Consider the following 24,260-nt stretch of genomic DNA (forward strand, 5'->3'; position numbering starts at 1 on the left):
CTTCATGCTAATTAATAAAAACAGGCTGCTTTCCAGCCTGTTAATTTTACTCGCAGTCTGCCCGCTCGCTGAAGCCAGTGTTTCAAGCGGCACCGCTAACCAAATTGAGCAGGATAAAGCCCGTTATTCCGCGCTGACGCCGCAGGAACAGGAACATTCCTCCACGCGTGAAAATAGTCGCCCGGGGATTATCAATTTTCCAAACGAAGCAATCTGCAAAAATATAAATAAAATCATTATTGAATCTGACGATGAAAAATTAACCAGCAGGCTGCTGGGTAAAATCACCAGGCAGGGGGTGAATAAATGCCTCGGTATTAAAGGCATCCGCCTGCTCTCTAATACCATGCAGAACGAGTTGTTGGTAAAGGGATATATCACCTCGTTAATCAACGTACCGCAGCAATCCCTGGAAGGGGGTGTCCTGCACCTGATTCTGACCTACGGGACAATCGGGAAAATTGCTTTTCAGCCCAGGACAAAAGCGACGACGGCACTCTGGAACACGTTGCCTTTCTCTTCCGGCGATACCCTGCGCTTATCCGATCTGGAGCAAGGCATGGCCAACCTGCAACGCCTTCCAGGTTCCTCAGCCCATATGCAGCTTATACCGGGGGAGCACCACGCGGAAACCGACATTTCATTAACCCGTCAACTGGGTAAAAAGTGGCAGGCAGGTGCATGGCTGGACGACTCAGGCAGCCGCGCCAGCGGCCGCTATCTGGGCGGCGCGGCCCTCTATCTGTATGACATCACCCGTCTGAACGACATTTTCTATCTCTCGGCTGGCGGTGATGTTGAATTCAACCAGCGCAAAGATGGCAACCACAACGGCAGCCTTTACTATTCCGTCCCCTTTGGCTACTGGGCGTTAGCGCTCTACGGCGCATACAGCGAATATCGCCAGCTTTTCAAAGGATACTGGACTACAAGCGAGTACATCTCGAAAAATCGCTATTACAGCGCCACGCTCTCTCGTCTGCTTTCCCACACACGCCAGCAGAAAACGACCCTTGAGGGCCGGATATTTAAAAGCCGGTCGAGCTACTTTTTAGGCGGCACCGAAATCGAGGTCATGCGCAAACAGAATCCGGGATGGGAAATGACCCTGCGTCATCAGCGTTATTTCGACCGCAAAGTGGTCGATGCCAGCCTGGGCATTCAGCGCAGCCTGGCGTGGCTACGCTCCACGCCGACCCCCGAGGAGAAAGCTAACCTTTACAGCAAGTTCTCACGCGTACTCCATGCCGAGATCCAGGCATTACTGAAATTCGATCTGACAGGGGATAAATTTAGCTATGCCCCGCAGATTCGCGCGCAATTTTCACCGGATATCCTCTCTTCCGACAATCAGTTCAATATCGGCAACCGCTGGACGGTACGCGGTTTCGACGGTGAAAACACCCTTTCCGGCCATCAGGGATGGTACTGGCGTAACGACTTCATCTGGGATCTTCCCGACCCGAACCAGCAGCTTTACCTGGGTTTAGATATTGGCCGAATGATTGGCAGCCCGAATTATTATAATGGAAAAGTATTATCAGGCGCGGTAATCGGGCTCCGGGGTGAAAAATATCTGACGCAATACGATCTCTTCGTCGCGACCCCACTGGTCAAGCCGGATAATTTCCATAGCGACGCACTGAATTTAGGTATGTCATTAAAATGGAGGTTTTAATCGCCACATATACAGCAATCTCGCGTTAATTCTACAGAGTACTTCTATTTAAAGGAATAAATAATATGTTCAAAATGAAAATCATCTACGTAGCGCTTGCCGCCGCGCTGAGTTCATCCGTGGTCATGGCTGAGCCAAACACCTATAAATTGGGGAATGGGCCTAAAGTCATCGATATTGAAAAGCCCAACAAGGCGGGTGTGTCTCATAATATTTATAATGAATTTAACGTCGACAGCAAAGGCGTTATCTTCAATAACAACCTGGCAGATGCTACGCACAGCAAATATGGCGACATCGCAAAAAACAGTAACCTGGATGGCGCTGCGGCATCGGTGATCCTCAATGAAGTGGCCTCGAACAAAGCCAGTCTCCTCGCTGGTTTTATGGAAGTGTCGGGCCAAAAAGCCGATGTCATTGTCGCTAACCCGAACGGTATTACCTGTTCAGGCTGTAGCTTCATTAACACTAATAAAGCCATTCTGACCACCGGTAAAGTGAATCTGGCTGAAAGTGGCGCCATTGGCAGCTATGACGTGACGAAAGGCAACATCACTATCAACGGCAACGGCATGAACGCCGAAAACAGTTACGTCATGCTGCTGGCGGACGCCATTAAGCTCACCGGCACCCTGGAAGCCAGCAACGCCTATCTGAGCGCGGGTAGTTTCACCATGGATGGGAAAACCGATGTGGTGACCTCCCATAAGAAACAGGCAACCGAAGAAGAGCTAAATAATCCGGTCTACAGCATTGATATCGCTAACTTCGGCGGGGTCCGCGCCAACTCCATTACCATGATGGGTAATAACCTGGGTTTTGGCGTGCGTAACAAGGGCACTATCGTTGCGAATACCAGCCTGGCAATGGCCAGCAACGGCGCGCTGGTGAACGAAGGCGCTATCAACAGCAATGGCTTTGCCACTCAGGTGGTTTCAGCTGGCGTTCTGTATAATACGGGGAACATTAGCACCAAAAACAATACGCTGATTCGCGGGATGAATCATCTGATTAACGAGGGCAATATCACCTCGACCAAACAGTTGATATTGTCCAACTATGGAAGCGTGGAGAATAAGGGTAACATCAAAGGCCAGGAAGGGCTGGAGTTAACGACCTACGGCGACCTCATTACCCGCTATGGTTCTACTCTCACTTCCAACGGTAATACTAACGTTAACGTCCTGAATAACGTTCTTAACGGCGGATCCATTAGCGGCCAAAATGTACGCGTGAATTTCTCTGGCAGCGCGATGCAGATTACCGGCAACCTGTACGGTTATGATAATGTGATCATTCAGTCAGCTAATCAGGAACATAACGCCATCAGCAATGGCTCAATCATCAACGAAGGCCAGTTGGTTTCACAGGGCGATCTCATTGTGCAGACCAATGGCATGTTCGGGCAGACGGCGACAGCCAATACTGAGGTATGGAAGAAGTTCACGGCTAACGTTAACAACCTCACCAACCTTGGCGATATCACCGCCCCGTCAATTGAAATAAATAATCAGACCCTCAAGAACGCGGGCACCCTTTACGCCAACGACATCACACTCAACTCGGGGCAGGAATTATGGAATGAGGGGTCCATTCGCGCGTTAAAAAACATGACCTTAAACACGAAAAACGCCCGGTTTACCAACCGCGGCACGATTAGCGCCGACGATACGCTCAATATCACGGCAAATAAAGTTGAGAATGGCGGCTATCGCTGCGGTTTATTTAAACTGCAAACCTGTGATAAAGGCACCCTGTCCGCATCCAGACTGGTGCTGACTTCATCGCATAACAGCACCAGTGAAATGGGCGGCCTGCAACACTTTAACTCTGTTGAGATCAAGCGCGCGCAATAAGTGCCAAAACGCAACGATGCGCGCCTCGCGCATCGTTGCGTTTACCTCAGGGTTCAAATGGCCGACGCTGGAACTGATCGTGGCCGCATTTAGGACAGACCGGCAGCATCTCCGGCGTATAAATCGCCATGTGGAAATGGCAGTTCTCGCATACCAGATTCCCCAGCCCGACAACCTCACCGCTGTGATACACCCCGTGGTGGTTCAGATCCTGAAAGACCTCACGCCACTCCAGCTGGGTTTTATCGGTAATGTCCGCCAGCTCCTGCCAGAGGCTCTCTTTGATCACCCGCATAAATACGCTGTCGGTGGCCTCGTCCTGACTCTCGCCATAGCTACGGGCGAACTCTTCCAGATCGCGGCGAACCGCGCGGGTCACCTCTTCCACTTCGGTGCGCGTTAACTCACCCGTCTGCATCACCTTAACGCGTGCATGCTCGACGAGCGCATCAATATCACGCTCACCATTCCGCAGACGTTCTGTCAATGTGGCGACCAGTTCACGGTAAAATTGAGCAACCTTGTTCATCATTTTGCCTCCCGGGTAAGTAAACCTCTCTAATGATAGACCTTATTTGCGCCCCGCTTTGTCAGGTCATCCACACTCTACGTAAATTCCTGCAAGGCGCTTTTAGTGGTAAAGGCTGTTTTGACGCGGGCGTTTGGGCTATGCTATGCGGATCTGAATTACCACATCCATTGGCTACGTTTGTAGCTGTATTGAACACAGGACCACTGGCTGCCATGCAAGAGCAATACCGCCCGGAAGAGATAGAATCGAAAGTCCAGCAACACTGGGACGAGAAGCGCACTTTTGAAGTCACCGAAGACGAGAGCAAAGAGAAGTATTACTGCCTGTCGATGCTTCCCTATCCTTCTGGCCGACTACACATGGGCCACGTGCGTAACTACACCATCGGTGATGTGATCGCCCGTTATCAGCGTATGCTGGGTAAAAACGTCCTGCAGCCAATCGGCTGGGATGCGTTTGGTCTGCCTGCAGAAGGTGCCGCGGTAAAAAACAACACTGCGCCAGCGCCATGGACCTACGACAACATCGCCTACATGAAAAACCAGCTCAAGATGCTGGGCTTTGGCTATGACTGGAGCCGCGAGCTGGCGACCTGCACCCCGGAATATTACCGCTGGGAGCAGAAGTTCTTCACCGAGCTCTACAAAAAAGGGCTGGTCTACAAAAAAACCTCCGCCGTTAACTGGTGCCCGAACGATCAGACCGTTCTGGCGAACGAACAGGTTATCGACGGCTGCTGCTGGCGCTGCGACACCAAAGTTGAGCGCAAAGAGATCCCGCAGTGGTTTATCAAAATCACCGCTTACGCCGACGAACTGCTGAACGATCTGGATAACCTGGACCACTGGCCAGATACCGTGAAGACCATGCAGCGTAACTGGATCGGCCGCTCTGAAGGGGTAGAGATCACCTTCAACGTTGAAAACTACGATCGGCCGCTGACCGTCTACACCACCCGTCCGGACACCTTCATGGGTGCGACCTACCTGGCCGTGGCCGCAGGTCACCCGCTGGCGCAGAAAGCGGCAGAGAACAATCCGGAACTGGCGACCTTCATCGACGAATGCCGCAACACCAAAGTGGCCGAAGCCGACATGGCGACGATGGAGAAAAAAGGCATTGCCACCGGTTTCTACGCCAAACACCCGCTGACCGGCGAAGCAATCCCGGTCTGGGTCGCCAACTTCGTGCTGATGGAATACGGTACGGGCGCTGTCATGGCGGTTCCGGGTCACGATCAGCGCGACTATGAGTTTGCCACCAAATACAACCTGGCGATCAAGCCGGTTATCCTGGCAGCAGATGGCAGCGAGCCTGACCTGTCTGAACAGGCATTGACCGAAAAAGGCACCCTGTTTAACTCCGGTGAATTTAGCGGCCTGAGCTTTGAAGAGGGCTTTAACGCCATTGCTGACAAACTGGCCGCGCTGGGCGTCGGCGAGCGTAAAGTTAACTACCGTCTGCGCGACTGGGGCGTTTCCCGTCAGCGTTACTGGGGCGCGCCAATTCCAATGGTCACCCTGGAAGATGGCACCGTTATGCCAACGCCAGAAGATCAACTCCCGGTGATCCTGCCGGAAGATGTGGTCATGGACGGCATCACCAGCCCAATCAAAGCCGACCCTGAGTGGGCGAAGACTACCGTAAACGGTATGCCTGCGCTGCGTGAAACCGACACCTTCGACACCTTTATGGAGTCCTCCTGGTACTATGCGCGTTACACCTGCCCGCAGCATCAGGAAGGGATGCTGGATTCCAAAGCCGCAAACTACTGGCTGCCGGTAGATATCTACATTGGCGGTATCGAACACGCCATCATGCACCTGCTCTACTTCCGCTTCTTCCACAAGCTGATGCGCGACGCGGGCCTGGTGAACTCTGACGAGCCAGCCAAACAGCTGCTGTGTCAGGGCATGGTGCTGGCCGACGCCTTCTACTACGTGGGCGCAAACGGCGAGCGTAACTGGGTCTCCCCGGTTGATGCCATCGTTGAGCGCGACGAAAAAGGCCGTATCGTGAAGGCGAAAGATGCCGCGGGCCACGAGCTGGTTTATACCGGCATGAGCAAAATGTCGAAGTCCAAAAACAACGGCATTGACCCGCAGGTGATGGTTGAGCGCTACGGTGCCGATACCGTGCGCCTGTTCATGATGTTCGCCTCGCCGGCGGATATGACTCTGGAATGGCAGGAGTCCGGCGTGGAAGGGGCTAACCGCTTCCTGAAACGTGTCTGGAAACTGGTTTACGAGCACACCGCTCAGGGTGACGCACCGGCACTGAATACCGCGGCGCTGACGGAAGATCAGCAGGCGCTGCGTCGCGATGTGCATAAAACGATTGCCAAAGTGACCGATGATATTGGTCGCCGTCAGACCTTCAATACCGCAATTGCGGCTATTATGGAATTGATGAACAAGCTGGCGAAAGCCCCGCAGGAGGGCGAGCAGGATCGCGCCATCATGCGTGAAGCGCTGCTGGCAGTGGTACGTATGTTGAACCCGTTCACCCCGCACGTCAGCTTCACCCTGTGGCAGGAGCTGAACGGCGAAGGCGATATCGACAATGCCCCGTGGCCGGTGGCTGATGAATCCGCAATGGTGGAAAACACCACGCTGGTCGTCGTGCAGGTCAACGGTAAAGTTCGCGGTAAGATTACTGTTCCGGTTGATGCAACCGAAGAGCAGGTCCGCGAGCGTGCTGGCCAGGAAACTCTGGTGGCGAAGTATCTTGATGGCGTTACCGTACGTAAAGTGATCTACGTGCCTGGTAAACTGCTGAACCTGGTCGTTGGCTAAGCGCGGGAGGAAGCGTGCGACAACTGGCAACATTACTGTTATCGCTAGCGGTGCTGGTCACCGCCGGATGTGGCTGGCATCTGCGTAACACCACACAGGTGCCGGAGCAGATGAAAACGATGATTTTCGATTCGGGCGATCCAAATGGTCCGCTTAGCCGTGCCATTCGTAACCAGCTGCGTCTTAACGGCGTTGAACTGATCGAAAAAGGTACGCTGCGCCAGGACATCCCATCGTTCCGCATCCTGAACTCTACCCTGAGCCAGGATACCGCCTCCATCTTCCAGGATGGTCGTACTGCGGAATATCAGATGGTGATGGAAGTGCACGCTGCGGTACTGATCCCGGGTAGTGACATTTACCCTATCAGCACCAAGGTCTACCGTTCGTTCTTCGATAACCCGCAGACGGCACTGGCGAAAGACGCTGAGCAGACCATTATCATCAACGAAATGTACGACAAGGCGGCGGAACAGCTGATCCGTAAGCTGCCGAGCGTCCAGACTGCTGAAAAAGAGAATGACCTGAAAGCTCAGCCTGCTGCTCAGCCAACGGCATCCTCCTCGCGCGTCTCCACGACGCTGGGTCAGTAATGCTCAGGTTGTACCCTGAACAACTCCGCGCGCAGCTCAATGAAGGGCTGCGCGCGGCGTATCTGTTTCTCGGAAACGATCCGCTGCTGCTCCAGGAAAGCCAGGACGCCGTGCGTCAGGTTGCGGCCACTCAGGGCTTTGAGGAGCACCACAGTTTCACCCTGGATAACAGCACCGACTGGCAGGAGATTTTCTCCCTTTGTCAGGCCATGAGCCTGTTTGCTGCCCGGCAAACGCTGCTTATCCAGCTCCCGGAAAACGGCCCTAACGCGGCGATCAACGAACAGCTTGCCACGCTGGTTAGCCTGCTGCACAGCGATCTGCTGCTGATCGTTCGCGGCAATAAACTGACCAAAGCGCAGGAAAATGCCGCCTGGTTTACGGCGCTGGCAAACCATTCGGTGCTGGTGACCTGCCAGACACCGGAGCAGGCGCATCTGCCAAAATGGGTGGCGGCCCGGGCAAAGCAGCGCAATCTGCAGCTGGATGACGCGGCCAACCAGCTCCTTTGTTACTGTTACGAAGGTAATCTGCTGGCGCTGGCCCAGGCTCTGGAGCGGCTGGCGCTGCTCTGGCCCGATGGCAAACTGACCTTACCGCGCGTTGAGCAGGCAGTTAACGACGCGGCGCACTTTACCCCTTTTCACTGGGTCGATGCCCTGCTGTCCGCTAAGAGCAAACGCGCTCTGCATATTCTGCAGCAGCTGCGTCTCGAAGGCAGCGAGCCGGTGATTCTGCTGCGAACCTTACAGCGGGAACTGCTGCTGCTGGTGACGCTTAAACGCCAGTCAGCGCATACGCCTTTGCGCGCGCTGTTTGATAAACACCGGGTCTGGCAGAACCGCCGCGTCATGACCACCGAAGCCCTGAACCGGCTGAGCCCGGAACAGCTGCGCCAGGCCGTTCAGCTTCTGACACGCACCGAACTGACTCTGAAGCAGGATTACGGTCAGTCGATCTGGTCTGAGCTGGAAAGCCTTTCTCTGCTGCTGTGCCACAAGGCGCTGGCAGACATTTTTATAGAAGGGTAAGAGATGCACTCTCTACAGGCACTCTATGGCGGCACCTTTGACCCGGTACATTACGGGCATCTGAAACCGGTCGAGATCCTGGCCAACCAGATTGGCCTGCAATGCGTCACTATTATGCCGAACAACGTGCCGCCGCATCGCCCGCAGCCCGAGGCTACCCCCGCCCAGCGCAAACAGATGCTGGAGCTGGCGATCGCCGATAAACCGCTGTTTGTTCTTGATGAGCGCGAGCTGCGCCGGAACAGCCCCTCCTATACGGCGCAGACGCTAGAGGAGTGGCGACGCGAACAGGGGCCGGAAAAACCGCTGGCCTTTATTATCGGCCAGGACTCGCTGCTCAATTTCCCGAGCTGGTATCAGTACGAAACAATCCTCGATAACAGCCATTTAATCGTCTGCCGTCGGCCAGGCTATCCCCTGGCGATGAAAGAGGAGCGGCATCAGCTGTGGCTGGAGCAGCACCTCACTTATCAATCTGAAGATCTGCACAACCAGCCTGCCGGCAAAATTTACCTCGCGGAGACGCCCTGGTTTGATATCTCAGCCACACTTATCCGCCAGCGCCTGCAGCAGGGGCTCCCCTGTGATGAGATGTTACCGATGCCGGTGTTGCGTTATATTCAACAGCAGGGGTTGTATCAGAAAAGCAGCAACTGACTGGCGCCCGGGAGAAAAAGCGCGCCATTCGCGCTCTCGCCATTGACACCCCCGACCAGGCTGATATCCTCCGCTGCCAGACTTCCCGCCAGCACTGTTTTACAAAAACTGTTTTACAAAAATGGCGATGCAATCTTCGGCTGAGGGTGGGATGATACCCGCCTTCTCATGCCCGTCCGGTGACATTTGTCCCGACACTGCAGCCAGTTCAGGTATACTGTCTGGCTACGAATTTATAGTTGTTCAATCTCACTCTCCCAGGGGGAAAACTTGCAGGGTAAAGCACTCCAGGATTTTGTTATCGACAAAATTGATGATCTGAAAGGTCAGGACATCATTGCCATCGACGTTCAGGGCAAATCAAGCATCACCGATTGCATGATTATCTGCACCGGCACTTCTACGCGCCATGTTGCCTCCATCGCCGATCATGTGGTTCAGGAGTCTCGCGCTGCCGGCATGATGCCGCTCGGCGTTGAAGGCGAAGCGACCGCTGACTGGGTCGTCGTTGACCTTGGCGATGTGATTGTCCACGTCATGCAGGAAGAGAGCCGTCGCCTGTATGAGCTGGAAAAACTCTGGGGTTAATGCGTGAAGCTGCAACTGGTAGCCGTCGGTACAAAAATGCCCGACTGGGTACAAACGGGGTTTACTGAATATCTGCGTCGTTTTCCAAAAGACATGCCGTTCGAGCTGGTGGAGATCCCCGCTGGCAAGCGCGGTAAAAACGCGGATATCAAACGTATTCTCGATAAAGAGGGTGAACTGATGCTGGCTGCTGCCGGTAAAAACCGCATCGTCACTCTCGATATTCCGGGCAAACCCTGGGATACGCCGCAACTGGCGGTTGAGCTGGAACGCTGGAAGCAGGACGGTCGCGACGTCAGCCTGTTAATTGGCGGACCGGAGGGGTTATCCCCCGCCTGCAAAGCGGCAGCAGAACAGAGTTGGTCTCTCTCCGCGCTGACGCTCCCCCACCCGCTGGTTCGGGTTCTGGTTGCTGAAAGCCTCTACCGCGCGTGGAGCATCACGACCAACCACCCTTATCACCGTGAGTAATGATTAAGTCCTGGATAAATTAAGCAGCGGATGAAACTACAGAATTCTTTTCGCGACTATACGGCTGAGTCCGCGCTGTTTGTGCGCCGGGCGCTGGTCGCCTTTTTGGGGATTTTGCTGCTGACTGGCGTGCTGATCGCCAACCTCTATAATCTGCAGATTGTCCGTTTTACCGATTACCAGACCCGCTCCAACGAAAACCGCATCAAACTTGTTCCCATCGCCCCCAGTCGCGGCATCATCTATGACCGCAACGGTACGCCGCTGGCGCTGAACCGCACCATCTACCAGATTGAAATGATGCCGGAGAAGGTCGATAACGTGCAGCAGACGCTTGATGCGCTGCGCAATGTGGTCGATCTTACTGATGACGATATCGCCGCCTTCAAAAAAGAGCGCTCACGCTCGCACCGCTTTACCTCGATCCCGGTAAAAACCAACCTCACCGAAGTGCAGGTTGCCCGCTTCGCCGTGAACCAGTACCGCTTCCCCGGCGTGGAAGTTAAAGGCTACAAACGTCGCTTCTATCCGTACGGCTCTGCGCTAACTCACGTTATCGGCTATGTCTCGAAAATCAACGATAAAGATGTCGACAGGCTGGATAAAGATGGCAAGCTCGCCAACTACGCGGCAACGCACGATATCGGCAAGCTGGGTATTGAGCGTTATTACGAAGACGTTCTCCACGGCCAGACCGGTTATGAAGAAGTTGAGGTTAACAACCGGGGAAGGGTGATCCGTCAGTTGAAAGAGGTGCCGCCGCAGGCCGGACATGACATCTATCTGACCCTGGATCTTAAGCTCCAGCAGTATATCGAAACCCTGCTGGCAGGCAGTCGTGCGGCGGTGATTGTCACCGATCCGCGCACCGGCAGCATTCTGTCGCTGGTTTCAACCCCGAGCTATGACCCGAACCTGTTTGTGGATGGCATCTCCAGCAAAGACTATTCTGGCCTGCTCAACGACCCGAATACGCCGCTGGTCAACCGCGCGACCCAGGGGGTCTATCCGCCTGCGTCAACGGTGAAACCGTACGTGGCGGTCTCGGCCCTGAGCGCCGGGGTCATCACCCGCAACACCGGTCTCTTCGACCCGGGCTGGTGGCAGCTGCCGGGCTCTGAAAAACGCTACCGCGACTGGAAAAAGTGGGGGCACGGTCATCTGAACGTCACCAAATCGCTGGAGGAGTCGGCAGACACCTTCTTCTACCAGGTGGCCTACGATATGGGCATCGACCGTCTCTCGGAATGGATGGGCAAATTTGGCTATGGCCATTACACCGGTATCGACCTGGCCGAAGAGCGTTCCGGTAACATGCCAACCCGAGAATGGAAGCTGAAACGCTTTAAAAAGCCGTGGTATCAGGGTGACACCATTCCGGTAGGCATCGGCCAGGGCTACTGGACCGCGACCCCGATCCAGATGAACAAAGCGCTGATGATCCTTATCAACGACGGGGTGGTGAAAGTGCCGCACCTGCTAATGAGCACCGTCGAAGATGGCAAAAAAGTGCCGTGGGCGCAGCCCCATGAACCGCCGGTGGGAGACATCCACTCCGGTTACTGGGAAATTGCCAAAGACGGGATGTACGGCGTTGCTAACCGCGCGAACGGTACGGCCCATAAGTACTTTGCCGGCGCACCGTACAAAATTGCTGCCAAATCCGGTACTGCGCAGGTCTTCGGCCTGAAGGCGAACGAAACCTATAACGCACACAAAATTGCTGAACGTCTGCGTGACCATAAGCTGATGATTGCGTTTGCCCCTTATGAGAACCCACAGGTTGCTGTGTCGATCATTCTGGAAAACGGCGGTGCCGGCCCGGCGGTCGGCACCATTATGCGCCAGATCCTTGACCACATTATGCTGGGTGACAACAACACTGACCTGCCGAGCGAGAGCCCGGCTGCCGCCGGCGCGGAGGACCAATAATCGTGACGGATAATCCGAATAAAAAATCGCTGTGGGACAAGATCCACATCGACCCGGCCATGCTGCTGATCCTGCTGGCGCTGCTGGTTTATAGCGCCCTGGTCATCTGGAGCGCCAGCGGCCAGGACCTCGGGATGACCGAACGCAAGATCGGCCAGATCACCATGGGTCTGATCATCATGGTGGTGATGGCGCAGATCCCGCCGCGCGTCTACGAAGGCTGGGCCCCCTATCTCTACATCTTCTGTATTATTCTGCTGGTGGCGGTCGATGCGTTCGGGGCGATTTCGAAAGGCGCGCAGCGCTGGCTCGACCTGGGTATTGTGCGTTTTCAGCCCTCAGAGATTGCGAAAATCGCCGTCCCCCTCATGGTGGCGCGCTTTATCAACCGTGATGTGTGTCCGCCGTCGCTGAAAAATACGGCTATCGCGCTGGTGCTGATCTTCCTGCCGACGCTGCTGGTGGCGGCGCAGCCAGACCTCGGCACCTCAATCCTGATCGCCCTCTCCGGCCTGTTCGTACTGTTCCTCTCTGGCCTGAGCTGGCGGCTTATCGGCATTGCGGTGGTGCTGGTCGCAGCCTTTGTACCGATTCTGTGGTTCTTCCTGATGCATGATTACCAGCGTCAGCGTGTGATGATGCTGCTGGATCCGGAGAGCGACCCGCTGGGAGCAGGCTATCATATTATACAGTCGAAGATTGCAATCGGCTCTGGCGGCCTGCGCGGTAAAGGCTGGCTGCACGGAACACAGTCGCAGCTTGAGTTCCTGCCCGAACGCCATACCGACTTTATTTTCGCGGTACTGGCCGAAGAGTTAGGTCTGGTGGGGATTTTGATCCTGCTGGCGCTCTACCTGCTGTTGATCATGCGTGGATTGTGGATAGCCGCCCGGGCGCAAACCACCTTTGGCCGCGTGATGGCCGGTGGCTTGATGTTGATTTTATTCGTTTATGTTTTCGTAAATATTGGTATGGTGAGCGGTATTCTGCCGGTGGTAGGCGTACCGCTTCCCCTGGTGAGTTACGGAGGCTCGGCCCTGATCGTTCTGATGGCCGGGTTCGGGATCGTCATGTCGATCCACACACACAGAAAAATGTTGTCAAAAAGCGTATAAGGGGCACGCAATGCGTAAGCAGTGGTCTGGGATCTGCATCGCAGTGAGTTTACTGGCAGCCTGTACAAGTGACGATGGTCAGCAGCAAGCGACCGTCGCACCGCCGCAGCCGGCAGTATGTAATGGTCCGGTGGTTGAGATCAGCGGAGCCGATCCGCGCTTTGAACCGCTCAGCGCTACCGCGAACCAGGATTACGAGCGAGACGGTAAGAGCTACAAAATCGTCCAGGATCTTTCCCGCTTCAGTCAGGCAGGCCTGGCGGCTATTTATGATGCCGAGCCGGGAAGCAACCTGACCGCATCCGGTGAAGTGTTTGATCCAATGCAGCTTACGGCTGCGCATCCGACCCTGCCGATCCCGAGCTATGCGCGTATCACCAACCTGGCGAATGGCCGGATGATCGTGGTGCGTATTAATGACCGGGGCCCTTACGGCAACGATCGCGTCATCTCGCTTTCGCGCGCCGCGGCAGACCGCCTGAACACGTCAAACAATACCAAAGTGCGGATCGACCCGATTATTGTCGCCCAGGACGGTTCGCTCTCCGGCCCGGGTATGGCCTGTACTACCGTGGCAAAACAGACTTATGCCCTGCCCGCGCGTCCCGATCTGAGCGGCGGTATGGGTAGCGCGTCGTCCGTTTCCGAACCTGCGCCGCAGGGTGACGTGCGCCCCATCAGTAACGACACGCTGAAAAGCGAAGACAGCATGGGCGCACCGGTCAGCAGCAGCGGCTTCCTCGGCGCACCCACCACGCTTGCGCCAGGTGTACTGGAAGGCAGCGAACCGCCAGCGCCGCAGCCGGTCGTCACCGCGCCGGTGAACCAGACAGCTCCGGTCACTGCGCCAGTTTCCGCTCCGACTCAGGCGCCGGTTACGGCCCCCGTTTCCGCCCCTGCCCAGGCCGGTGGCTATGTCGTGCAGGTTGGCGCAGTCAGCGATCGGGCACGTGCGCAGCAGTATCAGCAGCGCCTCGGCCAGCAGTTTGGTGTTCCGGGTCGTGTTGAGCAAAATGGTGCAGTCTGGCGTATCCAGTTAGGCCCGTTTGCCAGCAAATCTGAGGCCGCCGCGTTGCAGCAGCGCCTGCAGAATGAAGCGCAGTTACAGTCATTTATCGCTGTTGCAAAATGATAATCGGCGGTATCCGAATTGTCAGTTTTTGTCATGATGATTCACATTCTCATGCTGAAAGTCGGATGCCTGCCTGTATAGCATTTGCTATAGTAAGGCACTTTTTTTAATTCCATCACGGATGTCGTTGTTCTGACCATGAAGACCACTTTCTCCGCTCGTTTTATGCAGCGCATGGCGCTCACTACGGCGCTTTGCGCTGCCACGCTCTCTGTTGCTCACGCCGATGACCTGAATATCAAGACCATGATCCCAGGCGTTCCGCAGATCGACGCGGAATCCTACATCCTGATCGACTACAACTCCGGCAAAGTGTTGGCTGAACAGAACGCTGATGCACGACGCGATCCGGCCAGTCTGACCAAAATGATGACCAGCTATGTCATCGGTCAGGCCATGAAAGCAGGTAAATTCAAAGAGACCGACCTGGTCACCATCGGTAACGATGCATGGGCTACCGGCAACCCGGTATTTAAGGGCTCATCTTTGATGTTCCTGAAACCGGGTATGCAGGTGCCTGTCTCTCAGCTGATCCGCGGCATCAACCTGCAGTCCGGTAACGATGCCTGCGTGGCGATGGCAGACTTTGCGGCTGGCAGCCAGGATGCCTTCGTCGGCCTGATGAACAGCTACGTGAGCGCGCTGGGTCTGAAAAACAGCCACTTCCAGACGGTTCACGGCCTGGATGCTGAAGGTCAGTACAGCTCTGCGCGCGATATGGCGCTGATTGGTCAGGCGCTGATCCGTGACGTACCGAACGAATACACCATCTACAAAGAGAAAGAGTTCACCTTTAACGGTATTCGTCAGACCAACCGTAACGGCCTGCTGTGGGACAACAGCCTGAACGTTGACGGCATCAAAACCGGCCACACTGAAAAAGCGGGTTACAACCTGGTCGCCTCGGCGACGGAAGGCCAGATGCGTCTTATCTCTGCCGTGATGGGCGGTCGTACCTTTAAAGGACGCGAGACTGAGAGCAAGAAGCTGCTGACCTGGGGCTTCCGCTTCTTCGAAACCGTTAACCCGCTGAAAGCGGGGAAAGAGTTTGCTTCTGAGCCGGTCTGGTTCGGTAATAACGATCGTGCCTCCCTGGGTGTAGATAAAGATCTCTACCTGACCATTCCTCGTGGACGCATGAAAGATCTGAAGGCCAGCTATGTGCTGAACGCCAGCGAGCTGCACGCCCCGCTGAAGAAAAACCAGGTTGTCGGCACCATCAACTTCCAGCTCGATGGTAAAACCATCGATCAGCGCCCACTGGTGGTGCTGGATGAAATCCCTGAAGGCAATTTCTTCGGCAAAATCATTGATTACATTAAATTGATGTTCCATCACTGGTTTGGTTAAGAATTGAACACTTGAAAGTGTGATTTCTGTCCCCATATACTATGTAACCTGATAACTCCCACCTGATGTGGGAGTTATTATTTTTTTGACGTACTGCCGGAGCTCCCATGAAAACCAAACTTAATGAACTGCTTGAATTCCCTACTCCTTTTACTTACAAAGTAATGGGACAGGCGTTGCCTGAGCTGGTTGATCAGGTGGTTGAGGTGGTACAGCGCCATGCGCCAGGAGACTACTCTCCGACGGTGAAACCAAGCAGCAAAGGTAACTACCACTCTGTGTCGATCACCATCACGGCCACGCATATTGAACAAGTCGAGACCCTGTACGAAGAGCTCGGCAATATCGATATCGTTCGTATGGTGCTTTAACGCCTTTCGGTTACCCGCATCGCCGGGTAACCTGCTTCTCCTCTGTGATATACTCCCCGCTACAGTTTGTTCCTTCGTTCGGAGAGATCGTTTTGTATCAGGACACCCTTCTCGTTCGCCAGCTTGGGCTGCAGCCCTATGAGCCTGTCTCCCAGGCTATGCATGAATTTACTGACACACGCGACGAGAACACGCCGGATGAGATATGGCTGGTAGAGCATCCCCCCGTCTTTACCCAGGGCCAGGCAGGCAAAGCTGAGCATCTGTTGATGCCTGGCGATATACCGGTTATCCAGAGCGATCGTGGCGGACAGATTACCTATCACGGGCCGGGCCAGCAGGTGATGTATGTTCTGCTTAACCTGAAACGCAGAAAGCTCGGCGTGCGCGAGCTGGTGACGCTGCTGGAACAGACAGTGGTTAACACGCTGGCTGAATTTGATATTGATGCGCACCCGCGGGCGGACGCTCCCGGCGTCTATGTCGGTGAAAGAAAGATATGCTCCCTTGGTCTGCGAATTCGTAAAGGGTGCTCTTTTCACGGTCTGGCATTAAACATCAATATGGATCTTTCGCCTTTTCAGCGCATTAACCCTTGCGGTTATGCCGGGATGGAGATGGCGCAAATGTGTGAGTGGGTCAAGGACATTACGCCCGAGGTGGCGCGCCCACATTTGGTTAACTCTATTTTAGCACTGCTAAATAATCCACCTCATAAATATATTGCTGCTTAATTCTCTTTCCCGACTGGCTCATTTATTTGATGAGCCAGTCTTATTTGAACCATTTATCCTTTACAACACTCCCTGATTTCTATATTTTCAAAACGCCTGCAACACGTCTGCACATTCGCATTTCACCTGTTTTTCCGCGTCGGCATGGCATGCCGACTGGCGCAGTCACGCCTGATCGAAAACAATGTAATTCAAAGAGTTAATGTAAAGAACCTCAATTAACAGAACCTGTTTACCCATCTCAATAAGCACATTATTTAAATTCAACTATTATTTATATCGTGAATATATATGGAGGGATAGCGTGGATAATAATAAACTTCCAGAAAAGCGCTTGAGTGAAATCGGCAGTGATGCAAAACCGCAAATTTTTCGGACTTTACGTAATATCGATCTCAACTTATTGACGATTTTTGAGGCGGTATATGTTCATAAAGGGATCGTTAATGCTGCGAAAATTCTGAATCTCACTCCCTCGGCAATTAGTCAGTCCATTCAAAAATTACGGACAATTTTTCCCGATCCGCTCTTTATTCGTAAAGGCCAGGGGGTGACCCCCACCGCCTACGCCACACATCTGCACGAATATATCAGCCAGGGGCTGGAATCGATTCTCGGGGCGCTGGATCTTACCGGCAGCTACGATAAGCAGCGCACTATCACCATTGGCACGACCCCGACCGTAGGCGCTCTGGTTCTGCCGCCAATCTACCAGGCCGTGAAGATCCATGCGCCACACCTGATGCTGCGTAATATTTCGATCGTTGACGCCGAGACGCAGTTAGGGCAGTTCCAGTCCGATCTGATTGTGGACAGCAATTCCCTGAATGCCCGCGCCCTGAGCCACCACGTACTTTTCGCCGACAGACTGCTGCTAATCTGCCGTAAAGACCATCCGGCGCTGAGCCAGGCCGCAACGGTAGACAATTTGCAGCACTATGAGCAAACGCTGCTCACGCTGGAAGGCCAAAACCTGAATGGGCTGCGACAACGCATTAACGACATTTTCCCGGAAAAGCAGGTCAACTTCAGCAGTTACAATCTTTTTACGATTGCCGCCCTGATCGGCAACAGCGATCTGATTGGTATCATCCCGGAGCGCCTGTTTAACCTGGTACGCCATTGCTGGCCGCTGGAGCAGATCCCCTTCGCCCCGCTCAATGCTGAATGCGTAGAAATCTCGCTGTATTACAACAAGCTGAGCCTGCGCGACCCGGTGCTGGAAAATCTCATCAACGTCATCCGCCAGGCCTTTTAAGCCTTATCCTCATCCATAAAAGCGGGTTATTCCGCATAAAAGGCTCAAAACAACAACTATTTTACAATTTGGCGACCGGGCAGGCTGCTTTATCGTCCGTATCAATGATATACTGCCTGTCGTTCGTTCAAAAATAGTTGATAAATACAACATTCCCTTGAATTGAAACGCTTTCCTTCGATATTCGCAACTGGAAGACGCACGCTATGAGTAAACCCATTGTGATGGAACGCGGTGTTAAATACCGCGATGCCGATAAAATGGCCCTAATCCCGGTTAAAAACGTGGCTACGGAGCGCGAAGCGCTGTTAAGAAAACCGGCATGGATGAAAATTAAACTTCCGGCGGACTCTTCGCGTATTCAGGGAATTAAAGCGGCGATGCGCAAAAACGGCCTTCACTCCGTTTGTGAAGAAGCCTCCTGCCCGAACCTCGCTGAATGTTTCAACCACGGCACCGCGACCTTCATGATCCTCGGCGCAATCTGTACCCGCCGTTGCCCATTCTGTGACGTTGCCCACGGACGTCCTGTCGCCCCGGACGCCAATGAACCCCAGAAACTGGCGCAGACCATTGCTGATATGGCGTTGCGCTATGTGGTTATCACCTCCGTCGACCGTGACGATCTGCGCGACGGCGGCGCTCAGCACTTTGCTGACTGCATCACTGCCATCCGTGAGAAAAGCCCGTCCATTAAGATTGAGACGCTGGTTCCGGACTTCCGTGGCCGTATGGATCGCGCGCTGGAGATTCTCAATGCCAACCCGCCAGATGTCTTTAACCACAACCTGGAAAACGTACCGCGCCTCTATCGTCAGGTGCGCCCGGGTGCAGATTACAACTGGTCCCTGAAGCTGCTGGAGCGCTTTAAAGAAGCCCATCCGGATATCCCGACGAAATCGGGTCTGATGGTCGGGCTGGGTGAAACCAACGAAGAGATCGTTGAAGTGATGCGCGATCTGCGTCGTCATGGCGTCACCATGCTGACGCTGGGCCAGTATTTGCAGCCAAGCCGTCACCACCTGCCAGTGCAGCGCTACGTGAGCCCGGAAGAGTTTGACGAGATGAAAGCCGAAGCGATGGCAATGGGCTTCACCCACGCTGCCTGTGGTCCGTTTGTGCGTTCGTCTTATCACGCCGATATGCAGGCGAAAGGCGAAGAGGTGAAGTAAACCCGTCACAAAAGTTTACAGTTCACCCATAAAAAAACCGGCTTACAGGCCGGTTTTTTTATCAAACGCTTTAACGCGTTGCCGTTACTCTTTGTGAGAGAGCTTCTCGGCAGTGATATCCGCGTCGGCACTTCTTTTCGCCGTTGCGTCATCCTCGTTCATCGCCTTTTTAAAGCCTTTGATGGCAGCACCCAGGTCTCCGCCCAGCGTACGTAATTTTTTGGTACCAAACAGCAGGACAACCAGTGCGGCTACCACCAGCAGTTTGGTAATACTAATCTCACCCATAGATACCTTCTTGACGTAAACAGGCTGCATTTCGCGCCTTAAAAACCCGACCTTATTAACGGTCATTTGGCGCCCGCACACAATAGCAATCTGTAACAAGGTGAATCAAGCGTTGTTTAAAAAACTCACAATAATTGCGGTGGCGCGAAACGTCGGTTGCGCAGGACCGGCAACTGCTGGCGCGCCTTGATGATGCGCTCCCGGTCGATCTCAGCCAGCAACAGTGCCGGGCCTTCAGCCGCGGCTGCAATGGTCACGCCCAGGGGATCGATAATGCGGCTCTGACCGATATTCTTATTGCCGCACTCGCCTGCTGCGATCACATAGCAGGTTGTATCCAGCGCCCGGGCCGCCAGAAGCGTTGACCAGTGGTGCTCCTTGAGCGGCCCTCTGACCCATGCCGCAGGTAAAACCAATACCTCAGCTCCCGCCAGCGCCAGATTCAATGCCATCTCCGGGAAGCGCAAATCGTAGCAGGTCATTAGCCCCAGATGGATGCCGTCGATCTCAATCAGCGGCGGCACAACCGAGCCCGCATCAACCAGACGGGACTCCTGAATACTGAACGCATCATAAAGATGGAGTTTGGCGTACTGCGCAACGATCCTGCCGTCGCGTAGGGCGACAAGGGTGTTAATGGCTCTGCCTCTGCTTGAAGGAACATGTACGGTCAGTACCGTAGTCAGGTGATTACGTGCGCTCTCCTCCAGCAACCGCGTCAGAAAGCCACCGTCGAGCTGCTGGGCGGACTTTACAGAGAGGTCGGGATCGTTATCATCACGTGCCAGCAGCGCTTCGGGTAGGACCAGCAGCGATGCCCCCTGCTCTGCCGCCTGTGCCATCAGCGACACGCAGGTTTCGGCATTTTTTTGCCACTCCGCTGTTACTGCAAACTGTCCAACCGCCACGTACATATTTTCCCCCTGCCTCAAACGGCGTTACACTCATAGCCCTTACACATCAAACAGCAGGTATTGTTCGTGTTTCAACTACTTTTAGCCGTTTTTATCGGTGGGGGCACAGGAAGCGTGGCGCGCTGGCTGTTGAGCATGCGATTTAATCCGCTGCATCAGCAAATCCCGTTCGGCACGCTGGCAGCGAATCTCACGGGTGCCTTTATTATTGGCCTGGGGCTGGCGTGGTTCAACAGGATGACCCACATCGATCCGGTGTGGAAATTATTGATCACCACCGGCTTCTGCGGCGGGCTGACCACGTTCTCAACCTTCTCGGCGGAAGTGGTGTTCCTGTTACAGGATGGCCGCGCCGCCTGGGCGCTGCTGAACGTCGCGGTCAATCTGCTGGGCTCGCTAATGATGACCGCGCTCGCATTTTGGTTAGTTTCTGCAATTAACGCACACTAAAACCACGGCCCTTAATGTTGGCTTAATTTTTCTCAGGCACCCTTGAGGCAGTTGACTGAGAGGGCGTGGGAATGAAAGAGAAAATGGCAAGCGCAGGGGCGGTGATGCTGGGCATACTGATTATCGCCAGCTTTCTGAAACTGTACATGTTTAGCTGAGCTGAAAACGAAAAAAACCCGCTCGGTGAGCGGGTTTTGAAATTCTTGCTGTCTCGTCTGAATTACAGAGCGATTACGTTAGCAGCAGAAGGGCCTTTGGCACCGTTAGTGATTTCAAACTCAACGCGCTGACCTTCAGCCAGAGTTTTGAAACCATTGCTCTGGATTGCAGAGAAGTGTACGAACACGTCTTTGCTGCCATCTTCCGGAGTAATGAAACCGAATCCTTTGGACTCATTAAACCACTTAACGTTACCTTTAATCTTAGACATCAAAATTACCTTTACATGAAAATTGGACACAAATGCTGTGTCGGGTATCAGTACAACAATTGTTAGCGGTTTTGTCCAGTGGCTTTTTGAAGAAAAGTGACAAAAGTCGCGTTAATTTTTCCTGCCCAATTTTTATCCTTTACTATTCAATAACTGGCTATTAAATCACCAGCGTGTAAAGTTTTTTCAGTTAAAACTGAAACCGCATCCAGGCGAAGTAAACGTTGCCGTTGTTATAGGTACCGGGGATGTAGGTCATCTGGAAGGTTGCCGGACCATATCCCACAGAAGCCAGCGGTAAGAGCACCGGAACGGGGATGTAATTCCAGTTATCGCGCGCCGTCACTGCAGCAGTAAACCCGAGCCCCAGATGGAGGTTGTCATCGGCCAGCGGCCGCCAGGTTTTCTCCCAGCCGTAGCCCGCAATCGGCTCCCATTTATTGTAAGAGTCTTTAAACGCCATGGCATAAAGTCCATGCCAGTTACCTTTTTCATCCCAGCGCGACTGGCCCGCTCCCGCGCCCCACGGACGTTCGTTATAGCGATCGGTCTTCTCTTTATCGTAGGCAAAGCGGGCATGCCAGGTGATGGCGGGGACATAGAGATCGTAATGCTGGGGCGCCTCCCAGGTTTCAACCATATCGTTGTGGATCGTTTTGACCCAGTCCCTGAGAGTAGGCACATCTTTAGCCATTGCCGCAGTTGAAAAAGGTAACTGAGCAAAAATAAAAGAAAAAATAAGGAAAGATTTATTAAAAAACGTCACAATCAAATTACCATTTTCATATTCACCGCGTCTTCTCGCACAGAATAGCGGAATGGAAACATGACGACATTGGCGTTTATCTTAATTATTCAGCGCAGCAGATAAGAATTGTCCTGATAAAAAATGGCTTACCGCAAAATATTAAGATGCTTTTAAGAAAAATTAATGATGATGCAATAGCTTATATAGCACACGAATAGCTTACCCCCTATCGCAGCGGTGTTGCGGGGCTCCTATACCGTCGAGAAACCCGCCAACCACCCACTCCTCAGGCTGGCAACACGCATCGCGCCAGGACGCCTTTGCCGGATATTTATCCGCATTGAAATAACGGCTAAAAAGGTAATATTTTTATCCGCATAAGCCCATCTTAAATATATTTTAAGAGCGATCCGAGCGGTAAAATATTATCCGCGAAGTGACGGTTAAAGCGTATTGAAATTTGATTATCTGAATGTATCGGGTTTCTTTCTGCAGCAGAGAGACGCCAAAGGCGGGTTTAAGGAGTGTGGTGATCGCGCGTCGACACGCGAACCAGGACCAACCAGCGAAGATACATAGCGCTGCAGCAGAAAATCGGCAACAACGACGCTTTAGTCGCCGATTTATTGATTTTAGTCAGCGAGACCGGGCCATTATTTCGGCACATTTTGTCACCTTATTTTCATTGCTACTTTATCCTTCGCTCTGGGGGCGTCGGGAAACAGAGGAAACCATGCTAACGTTTATCGAGCTCCTGATCGGGGTGGTTGTCATTGTCGGCGTCGCACGCTACATCATTAAAGGTTACTCCGCTACCGGGGTGCTCTTTGTCGGCGGTCTGGCTCTGTTGATTGTCAGTGCCCTGATGGGTCACCAGGTGCTGCCGTCCAGTGCCACCAGCACCGGTTACACCGCAACCGACATCATTGAATATATCAAAATCCTGCTGATGAGCCGCGGTGGCGATCTGGGGATGATGATCATGATGCTCTGCGGCTTTGCCGCCTATATGACTCACATCGGCGCCAATGATATGGTCGTTAAGCTGGCCTCAAAGCCGCTGAGCTATATCAACTCCCCTTACCTGCTGATGATTGCCGCCTATTTTGTCGCCTGCCTGATGTCACTGGCCGTGTCGTCAGCGACGGGCCTCGGGGTACTGTTGATGGCGACCCTGTTCCCGGTAATGGTCAACGTGGGGATCAGTCGCGGTGCGGCGGCAGCCATCTGTGCCTCCCCGGCAGCGATTATTCTCTCCCCCACCTCCGGTGACGTGGTACTGGCCGCTAAAGCTGCCGAGATGCCGCTGATCGATTTCGCCTTTAAAACCACCCTGCCGATCTCTATTGCCGCCATTATCGGCATGGCAATTGCGCACTTCTTCTGGCAGCGTTACCTCGATAATAAAGAGAACATCTCGCACGAACGCCTCGATGTCAGCGAAATCACCACCACCGCCCCCTCCTTCTATGCAATTCTGCCGTTTACGCCCATCGTCGGCGTGCTGATTTTCGAGGGCAAATGGGGTCCGGAACTGCATATCATCACCATTCTGGTGCTCTGCATGCTGATTGCCGCGCTGCTGGAATTTGTTCGCGGCTTCAATACTCAGAAGGTCTTTAGCGGCCTGGAAGTGGCCTATCGCGGCATGGCGGATGCTTTCGCCGGGGTAGTGATGCTACTGGTGGCGGCCGGGGTCTTTGCCCAGGGGCTGAGCACTATCGGCTTTATCCAGAGCCTGATCTCCATCGCCACCTCGTTTGGTTCGGCGAGTATCATCCTGATGATGGTGCTGGTTGTCCTGACCATGCTGGCGGCGATGACCACCGGCTCCGGTAATGCGCCGTTCTACGCCTTCGTGGAGATGATCCCGAAACTGGCGCACTCGTCCGGTATTAACCCGGCCTATCTCACCATCCCGATGCTGCAGGCCTCCAACCTGGGCCGCACCATCTCCCCGGTTTCCGGTGTGGTGGTCGCCGTTGCCGGGATGGCGAAGATTTCGCCGTTCGAAGTGGTAAAACGCACCTCTGTTCCGGTGCTGGTGGGGCTGGTGATTGTGATTATTGCCACGGAAGTACTGGTGCCTGGCACCGCCGTGGGCTAAGCCACGCCACAGCATAAAGCGCCTGCGGGCGCTTTTTGTGCTTTAATAAGCACCAGCA

Annotated in this window: 23 protein-coding genes; 18 read left to right on the plus strand and 5 right to left on the minus strand. The window is 53.9% G+C overall.

Features of this window, described 5'->3' with window-relative positions; all coding sequences use genetic code 11:
* Positions 1 to 4 precede the first annotated feature (4 nt).
* Positions 5 to 1,678 (plus strand): ShlB/FhaC/HecB family hemolysin secretion/activation protein, encoded by a 1,674-nt coding sequence (locus B3X29_RS05785; RefSeq protein ID WP_156654095.1) that lies wholly within the window; start codon positions 5 to 7, stop codon positions 1,676 to 1,678.
* 65 nt (positions 1,679 to 1,743) lie between these two features.
* Complete coding sequence (locus B3X29_RS05790) at positions 1,744 to 3,534, plus strand: filamentous hemagglutinin N-terminal domain-containing protein (RefSeq protein ID WP_159339290.1); 1,791 nt, start codon at positions 1,744 to 1,746, stop codon at positions 3,532 to 3,534.
* Between the two features lie 46 nt (positions 3,535 to 3,580).
* Here the strand turns inward: B3X29_RS05790 and B3X29_RS05795 are convergent, their stop codons facing one another.
* Entirely contained in the window at positions 3,581 to 4,063 is a 483-nt protein-coding gene (locus B3X29_RS05795) for a zinc ribbon-containing protein (protein ID WP_103823619.1), read from the minus strand.
* Between the two features lie 215 nt (positions 4,064 to 4,278).
* Between B3X29_RS05795 and leuS the strand changes: the two genes are divergently transcribed.
* From leuS to lipA, 14 genes are all read left to right on the plus strand, one after another.
* Complete coding sequence (gene leuS / locus B3X29_RS05800; protein WP_159339291.1) at positions 4,279 to 6,861, plus strand: leucine--tRNA ligase; 2,583 nt, start codon at positions 4,279 to 4,281, stop codon at positions 6,859 to 6,861.
* Between the two features lie 14 nt (positions 6,862 to 6,875).
* The gene (gene lptE / locus B3X29_RS05805) at positions 6,876 to 7,454 is read left to right on the plus strand and encodes an LPS assembly lipoprotein LptE (RefSeq protein WP_103178672.1); all 579 of its coding nucleotides are present in this window, start codon (positions 6,876 to 6,878) and stop codon (positions 7,452 to 7,454) included.
* The gene (gene holA / locus B3X29_RS05810; RefSeq protein ID WP_159339292.1) at positions 7,454 to 8,485 is read left to right on the plus strand and encodes a DNA polymerase III subunit delta; all 1,032 of its coding nucleotides are present in this window, start codon (positions 7,454 to 7,456) and stop codon (positions 8,483 to 8,485) included. Before lptE ends, holA begins: the two co-directional genes overlap by 1 nt.
* A gap of 3 nt (positions 8,486 to 8,488) precedes the next feature.
* Positions 8,489 to 9,142: a nicotinate-nucleotide adenylyltransferase gene (gene nadD, locus B3X29_RS05815; RefSeq protein WP_103178670.1), complete on the plus strand. Its 654-nt coding sequence runs from the start codon at positions 8,489 to 8,491 to the stop codon at positions 9,140 to 9,142.
* Between the two features lie 270 nt (positions 9,143 to 9,412).
* A complete protein-coding gene (gene rsfS, locus B3X29_RS05820; RefSeq protein WP_103178668.1) occupies positions 9,413 to 9,730 on the plus strand; it encodes a ribosome silencing factor in 318 nt (105 codons plus the stop codon).
* Between the two features lie 3 nt (positions 9,731 to 9,733).
* Positions 9,734 to 10,201, plus strand: a complete 468-nt coding sequence (gene rlmH, locus B3X29_RS05825) for a 23S rRNA (pseudouridine(1915)-N(3))-methyltransferase RlmH (RefSeq protein WP_103178667.1) — start codon at positions 9,734 to 9,736, stop codon at positions 10,199 to 10,201.
* Positions 10,202 to 10,231: 30 nt separating this feature from the next.
* Positions 10,232 to 12,133 (plus strand): peptidoglycan DD-transpeptidase MrdA, encoded by a 1,902-nt coding sequence (gene mrdA, locus B3X29_RS05830; protein ID WP_103178666.1) that lies wholly within the window; start codon positions 10,232 to 10,234, stop codon positions 12,131 to 12,133.
* Between the two features lie 2 nt (positions 12,134 to 12,135).
* Positions 12,136 to 13,248 carry a peptidoglycan glycosyltransferase MrdB gene (gene mrdB / locus B3X29_RS05835; protein ID WP_103178665.1) on the plus strand — a complete coding sequence of 371 codons (1,113 nt, stop codon included), beginning with the start codon at positions 12,136 to 12,138 and terminating at the stop codon, positions 13,246 to 13,248.
* 10 nt (positions 13,249 to 13,258) lie between these two features.
* Entirely contained in the window at positions 13,259 to 14,380 is a 1,122-nt protein-coding gene (gene rlpA, locus B3X29_RS05840) for an endolytic peptidoglycan transglycosylase RlpA (RefSeq protein WP_103178664.1), read from the plus strand.
* Between the two features lie 138 nt (positions 14,381 to 14,518).
* Positions 14,519 to 15,730 (plus strand): D-alanyl-D-alanine carboxypeptidase DacA, encoded by a 1,212-nt coding sequence (gene dacA, locus B3X29_RS05845; RefSeq protein WP_103178663.1) that lies wholly within the window; start codon positions 14,519 to 14,521, stop codon positions 15,728 to 15,730.
* A 107-nt stretch (positions 15,731 to 15,837) separates the two neighbouring features.
* Entirely contained in the window at positions 15,838 to 16,101 is a 264-nt protein-coding gene (gene ybeD, locus B3X29_RS05850; RefSeq protein WP_003022706.1) for a DUF493 family protein YbeD, read from the plus strand.
* Positions 16,102 to 16,193: 92 nt separating this feature from the next.
* Positions 16,194 to 16,835, plus strand: coding sequence for a lipoyl(octanoyl) transferase LipB (gene lipB / locus B3X29_RS05855; protein ID WP_103178662.1), 642 nt, complete (start codon positions 16,194 to 16,196; stop codon positions 16,833 to 16,835).
* Positions 16,836 to 17,139: 304 nt separating this feature from the next.
* A complete protein-coding gene (locus tag B3X29_RS05860; RefSeq protein WP_156654091.1) occupies positions 17,140 to 18,093 on the plus strand; it encodes a YbeF family transcriptional regulator in 954 nt (317 codons plus the stop codon).
* A gap of 206 nt (positions 18,094 to 18,299) precedes the next feature.
* Positions 18,300 to 19,265 carry a lipoyl synthase gene (lipA, locus tag B3X29_RS05865; protein WP_103178660.1) on the plus strand — a complete coding sequence of 322 codons (966 nt, stop codon included), beginning with the start codon at positions 18,300 to 18,302 and terminating at the stop codon, positions 19,263 to 19,265.
* Between the two features lie 84 nt (positions 19,266 to 19,349).
* Here the strand turns inward: lipA and tatE are convergent, their stop codons facing one another.
* On the minus strand, positions 19,350 to 19,553 hold the full coding sequence (gene tatE, locus B3X29_RS05870) for a twin-arginine translocase subunit TatE (RefSeq protein ID WP_103178659.1): 204 nt from the start codon (positions 19,551 to 19,553) through the stop codon (positions 19,350 to 19,352).
* Positions 19,554 to 19,678: 125 nt separating this feature from the next.
* Positions 19,679 to 20,467: a deaminated glutathione amidase gene (locus B3X29_RS05875; protein ID WP_103178658.1), complete on the minus strand. Its 789-nt coding sequence runs from the start codon at positions 20,465 to 20,467 to the stop codon at positions 19,679 to 19,681.
* 66 nt (positions 20,468 to 20,533) lie between these two features.
* On the opposite strand from B3X29_RS05875, the gene crcB reads away from it, so the two are divergent.
* Positions 20,534 to 20,917 carry a fluoride efflux transporter CrcB gene (crcB, locus tag B3X29_RS05880; protein WP_103178657.1) on the plus strand — a complete coding sequence of 128 codons (384 nt, stop codon included), beginning with the start codon at positions 20,534 to 20,536 and terminating at the stop codon, positions 20,915 to 20,917.
* A gap of 220 nt (positions 20,918 to 21,137) precedes the next feature.
* Here crcB and cspE read toward each other — a convergent pair whose 3' ends face one another.
* Both cspE and pagP read right to left on the minus strand, forming a co-directional pair.
* Entirely contained in the window at positions 21,138 to 21,347 is a 210-nt protein-coding gene (gene cspE, locus B3X29_RS05885; RefSeq protein WP_002439184.1) for a transcription antiterminator/RNA stability regulator CspE, read from the minus strand.
* A 190-nt stretch (positions 21,348 to 21,537) separates the two neighbouring features.
* Positions 21,538 to 22,113 (minus strand): lipid IV(A) palmitoyltransferase PagP, encoded by a 576-nt coding sequence (pagP, locus tag B3X29_RS05890; RefSeq protein WP_255410820.1) that lies wholly within the window; start codon positions 22,111 to 22,113, stop codon positions 21,538 to 21,540.
* Between the two features lie 715 nt (positions 22,114 to 22,828).
* On the opposite strand from pagP, the gene dcuC reads away from it, so the two are divergent.
* Positions 22,829 to 24,202 (plus strand): anaerobic C4-dicarboxylate transporter DcuC, encoded by a 1,374-nt coding sequence (dcuC, locus tag B3X29_RS05895; protein ID WP_159339294.1) that lies wholly within the window; start codon positions 22,829 to 22,831, stop codon positions 24,200 to 24,202.
* The last annotated feature ends 58 nt before the right edge of the window (positions 24,203 to 24,260 follow it).

The sequence above is a fragment of the Leclercia sp. UBA5076 genome (assembly GCF_002416465.1).
GTDB lineage: Bacteria > Pseudomonadota > Gammaproteobacteria > Enterobacterales > Enterobacteriaceae > Enterobacter.